At 69.5% G+C, this 613-nt stretch carries 1 protein-coding gene; it reads right to left on the bottom strand.

Annotated features, from left to right (window positions below; translation table 11 throughout):
- Positions 1-533 (bottom strand): SAM-dependent methyltransferase (locus tag KUM32_RS41665; protein WP_217146823.1); only part of this gene is annotated, 533 nt, incomplete at its 3' end.
- Positions 534-613: the final 80 nt, after the last annotated feature.

The following is a 613-nucleotide window of genomic DNA, read 5'->3' as shown; positions in this document are numbered from 1 at the left end:
CGCTCCACCAGGTCGTAGGCGTGGAACTCGTCGGGCACGAAGTGCAGCAGCGCGTTGAGCGACAGCGCGACGGGCTGGCTCATGTCCAGGGTCTCGCGCAGCTCCTGGGCGGCGAGGATCTTCTCCGGCTCGCGCACGTCCGCGTGGATGTAGGCGGTACGCCCCTCGCGGGTACTGCGCAGCAGTGCCTGGGCGTGGGTGAGCACGATCGGGTCGTTGTCCGCGTAGACGACCCGCGCCTCGGGGGCCACGCTCTGGGCGACCTGGTGCAGGTTGGGCTCGGTGGGGATGCCCGTGCCGATGTCGAGGAACTGCCGTACGCCGGCCGCGGCCAGGTAGCGGGTGGCCCGGTGCATGAAGCGGCGGTTGGTGCCCGCGCAGATCTTGATCCCGGGATTGATCTCCACGACCTTCTCGGCGGCCTGCTGATCCACCTCGTAGTGGTCCTTGCCACCGAGGTAGTAGTCGTACATGCGCGCCGGATGCGGCTTGCTCGTGTCGATCCGGCTCGCTGCGCGACCGAGTTCGGCCATCTGTTCCTCCGGTTCCTGGTGCTGTCGCCACCGCGGGTGGTCGAGGGCTGGGCCGCGGTGGTAGGGGCTCGCGTGCGGGT

The sequence above is a fragment of the Streptomyces sp. AC627_RSS907 genome (assembly GCF_019049165.1).
The sequence above is the reverse complement of the archived record's forward strand: the minus strand, read 5'-3'. Positions and strand labels throughout refer to the sequence as shown.